4 protein-coding genes and 1 pseudogene are annotated in these 4,094 nt (G+C 66.6%); 2 read left to right on the top strand and 3 right to left on the bottom strand.

Going from position 1 to position 4,094, the window contains the following annotated elements:
* Window positions 1-333: pseudogene (locus B2U11_RS12210) on the bottom strand (hypothetical protein); the annotation flags it as partial.
* 246 nt (window positions 334-579) lie between these two features.
* Between B2U11_RS12210 and B2U11_RS12205 the strand changes: the two are divergent.
* Entirely contained in the window at window positions 580-843 is a 264-nt protein-coding gene (locus B2U11_RS12205) for a hypothetical protein (RefSeq protein WP_292072045.1), read from the top strand.
* Window positions 844-1,341: 498 nt separating this feature from the next.
* On the opposite strand, the gene B2U11_RS12200 is transcribed toward B2U11_RS12205, so the two are convergent.
* Both B2U11_RS12200 and B2U11_RS12195 read right to left on the bottom strand, forming a co-directional pair.
* Entirely contained in the window at window positions 1,342-1,899 is a 558-nt protein-coding gene (locus B2U11_RS12200) for a general stress protein (RefSeq protein ID WP_292072042.1), read from the bottom strand.
* A gap of 123 nt (window positions 1,900-2,022) precedes the next feature.
* Window positions 2,023-3,273, bottom strand: coding sequence for an SAM-dependent methyltransferase (locus B2U11_RS12195; RefSeq protein ID WP_292072040.1), 1,251 nt, complete (start codon window positions 3,271-3,273; stop codon window positions 2,023-2,025).
* Window positions 3,274-3,504: 231 nt separating this feature from the next.
* On the opposite strand from B2U11_RS12195, the gene B2U11_RS12190 reads away from it, so the two are divergent.
* Window positions 3,505-4,094, top strand: a 590-nt coding sequence (locus B2U11_RS12190) for a lysophospholipid acyltransferase family protein (RefSeq protein ID WP_292072039.1), incomplete at its 3' end; no start/stop codon positions are given.

The following is a 4,094-nucleotide window of genomic DNA, read 5'->3' as shown; positions in this document are numbered from 1 at the left end:
GATGACCGGGCGGCGGCTGGCTTCGGCGCGCGCAAGACGGACCGCGAACTCGCGCACAAGCGTCAGCTCGGCCCGGAGGACGGCCCCCACGCTGGACGCCTGGGCCAGATCGCCGGGCGCCGCGCCGGCGACGCCGCCGAGGCTCCCGAACTGTTCGAGCAAGGCGGCGGCGAGCCGCGCAGAATCCGTCTCCGGATCCATCCGCTCCAGTATCAGAGCCAGCAAGGTCTGATCGTCCAGCGCCGCAGGGACCAGGGTCGGCGACGCGGGACGGCGCCCGCGTGGTTCGGGGGCCGGCGCCCGGATCAGGGTCGGGGTCGGGGTCGGTCTCATGGCGGTCTCCTTCTCCGCTCCACCACGGAGCGCCCGCCGTCCGGCCTTCCTTTCTCTCCACGCCGGGCTTGTCCCCGGCCCGGCGTCGCGCCACCACGGGCCGATGAAATGGCTTCTGATCACCGCCGGACTCCTGCTGGCGCCGGCCGTCGCCCGGGCCGATCCGTGCGAGGGCCGGCTGCCCGCTCGCGCCGGGGAAGCCTTTGAGGGGATCGTGCGCTAGTCGGCGACGGCGACAGTCTGTGCGTGGGTGACGCCGTCGACCCGGCCGCCTGGATCGAGGTGCGCCTTTCGGACTTCGACGCCCCCGAACTGCACAGCGCCACCGGCCGCGCGGACCGTGACCGCCTGGCTCGCCTCGTCGCCCGCCGCCGGCTCGATTGCGTCGCGGTTCGGGGCCGGAACGGCCGGGTCATCGTCCACGACCGCGTGATCGCCTCCTGCAGGCTCAACGGACGTCGGGTCGGCGACCTCCTCCGCGCCGCCGGGGGCCGGGAGGGTGGAAACTAAAGCCCCGATCTCCGGTCGCCCGGAGGGACCGTTCCGCGGATAGACAACCTGTCGAACCCGGGTGGCGCGGCGTGGAGCAGCTCCCGCCTCACCGCGTGGGTGGTCAGGAAAGGCTGGGCTGCTGCGTGGGCTGCGCCAGATCACGCCAAGCCGTCAGTCGTGAACATCTCCGGCTCAATTGGCCGATTGTGCAGAGGCCGGGCTCTGCTTCGATGCGGCCTCTGTGCGGCGCCGGTGCTGGACAAGGAGGTCGAGGAGCTCGCCTTGGCCACGGCCCGCTACAGGGTGCATGCGTCTGTTCACCTTCCCGCCGACCAAGTCGTCGAGATGCCAGCGGGGCGACGGCGCGGGCCGTCGGCGCTTCAAGCGGCCGGGCGATCAGAGGCCCTTCACTCGGCGCATGACGGCGGTCGCCGGCGAATTGCGCCAATCCGGCTCCGTCCCGGATCTCAAGCTGCGGACGGAGCCGGTCTGGCGCGCCGGATCGCCGTTCTCAGCTCAGGCCTTCGCCTCGGCCGGCGCGTGATGGTGCCGCTGTTGGGCCGCGTGGCCTTCATGGCCGGCGCAGGTGCCATGATGAACCTGCAAGTCGCTGGGCGCGGCTGACTTCAGCAACACCTGAACGCGCTTGATCTCTTCCGGCGCGCCGTGGGCCAGGACCAGGAATTTGTCCGCCTTGACTGCTTCCTGGTAGCGGATGACCGAGTCCTTCGGGTTGCCGATGCCAGCCAGGGCGCCTGCGAGAGCGCTTACGCCGCCGACCAGGAGCGCGCCCTCGACGGCGCCCAGGAGCATGGCGGCGAGATGCCCCAGCACGACCACGGGACCGATCAGCGGCACTGTCATGAAAACGCCGCCCACGAAGAGGCCCCATAGGCCGCCCCAGAAAGCACCGTTCGTGCCCCAGAGCTTGATTCGATCGCCGACGTTGTAGAAGCCGATCACCTTCTCGTCGCTGTGATAGCCTTTACCGATGATGGTGAGCTGCCGAACTGGAAAGTCCGAGCGGCCGATTTCACGGACCGCTTCCTCGGCCTCGGCATGGTTGTCAAACACCGCGACAACAACATTTTCTTCGTTTATTGCTCCGCCCTTCGATCTTGCTGTCTGACCTTCTTGGTCGTGACCGGGATTAGATGCGCAGGGGTCCACGGCATTACATGGTCCCGGTCGTTCGGCTCAGACGATCAACCGGCGTTCCTCGTCGATCATGTAGTCCCGCGTGGGCGGGGAAGCCTTGATGCTTCGCGTGAGCTGAATCTGAAACACCGTCATATTGCCGCCCCTGAACGCCGCCTCGCAGGCTGCAAGGTAGAACTCCCACATCCGACAGAAGCGCTCGTCGTAAATCTCGACCGCGCGGGCCCGATGAGCCCGGAACCGTTCGGACCAGCACCGAAGGGTCTCGGCGTAGTGGAGCGGCAGGAGTTCCACATCAGTCACGCGGAGCCCGCTAGGTTCGATGGCGGTGAACACTTCCGACAATGCCGGGCAGTATCCGCCGGGAAAGATATATTTTTCGATCCACGGGTCACAACCCGACGGCGGACCCGTTCTGCCGATCGCGTGGATGACGGCGAGCCCGTCCGGCGCCAGCAATCGATGTACGATATCGAAGAACTCTCCATAGTGCGTCGGGCCGACATGTTCGAACATCCCGACCGACACGATCCGGTCGTAGACCCCGGTCTCATGACGGTAGTCGCGAAGGTGAAACCGCACATGCGGTACCAGACCGCCGTCCGCCACACGGGCGGTGGCGACTTTGAACTGTTCCCGTGAGAGCGTCAGACCATCGACTTCGACGCCGTGCCGGCTCGCCAGCTCAAGCGCCAGGCCGCCCCAACCACTTCCTATATCGAGCACGCGGGCGCCGGTCTCCAGACGCAGCTTCGCGGCGATGTGACGCTTCTTCTTGGCCTGGGCCAGTTCAAGACTTTCGTCGCCATCCTGGAAATAGGCGCAGGAGTACTGCAGGTCGGGGTCGAGGAAGAGGCGATAGAATTCCTCGGAGAGGTCATAGTGGTGGGCGACATTGGCGCGAGCCCGTTCGACCGGGTTGGGCCGTTGGGGCTTTTGGGACGGGCTGGCGAATCCACGCGCCGCCTGGGACGATTTGGCGAAATCACTTGCGATGGAAACACCCATCATCAGGAAGTCACGCAGCGAACCCTGTTCCAGAACAAGCGTGCCGTCCATGTAGGCTTCACCCACGCCCAGCATGGGGTCGGCCAGGACGCGTCCCGGGATGCGGGGATCCGTGACCCGGATGCTCGCCGTTGGCGTGTCGTCCGGGCCGAAGACATGGCGCTGTCCCCAGGGATCGATGACCACGAGCGAGCCATGCTGTACGGCGCGGCCAAGCGCCGTGGCGAGAAGGTGGAATGCGGTGCGGTCGGGCAGAATGGACCGGAGGGCTTCCTTGATCATCGGGCTCACCGTGGTGGAGAGGAGTCGCACGGTGAGACGCCGGAGTATGGGCGACATTACAGGCAACGCGGTTTGCGGCCCAAACCCAACGTTGAAGCCCATGCCTTGCTATTTTGCGCTCAGGGGCACGGCACGGGCGTGTCACCCCCGACATGTAATGGAAGGACCGCCGCGGCGTCCCTTGTAGTGATTGGAGCGTTCCTCCCAGTCGTCGCGTGAACGGAGGGTCTCGTGTCTGCGCTGCGTTCACTCGCGTTTGGCGGCCTGTGGGGACTCTGGACCGCGCTTTTTGGTCTGGCGATCCCGCTCGTATCGATCGCCGGGTCCCCGCCGACGGCGGTGCGAATGCTGTCGCGGGTCTGGGCCCGCGGCGTTCTGGCCCTGCTGGCTGGCGTCGTCGGATTGCGGCATCGGGAGCGGGGCCGGGAGCACGTTCATCCTATGCCGGGCCTGATTGTCTCCAACCATCAATCGACCTGGGAAACCTTGGCGGCCCTCATCCTGTTTCCTGATGTTGCGATTGTGGCCAAGCGCGAACTCCTGCGTATCCCGGTGATGGGCTGGTACCTGAGGCACTCGCCCATGATTCTGATCGATCGGGCATCGGCGGCCGCCTCCCTCCGGGAGATGACATTGCAAAGTCGGGCGGCCCTGGCGCTCGGACGCCCCGTGCTGATCTTTCCGGAAGGCACCCGCAAGGGGGTCGGCGAACCGATCGAATTCCGGCGTGGCGTGGAGTTTCTCTACAAGGCGCTCGGCGTCCCCACCCTCCCCGTTGTCCTGGATTCAGGGCGCTTCTGGGGTCTCGGCGGCCTTCCCGA

This window comes from Brevundimonas sp. UBA7534 (assembly GCF_002479325.1).
GTDB lineage: Bacteria > Pseudomonadota > Alphaproteobacteria > Caulobacterales > Caulobacteraceae > Brevundimonas.
Note: the sequence above shows the minus strand (reverse complement) of the source record. Positions and strands in the feature narration are given on the sequence as shown.

What these genes read in the sequence shown, in the direction of transcription:
- B2U11_RS12195 (WP_292072040.1), bottom strand. Translation starts at nt 3,273, where the DNA reads ATGATCAAGGAAGCCCTCCGGTCCATTCTGCCCGACCGCACCGCATTC.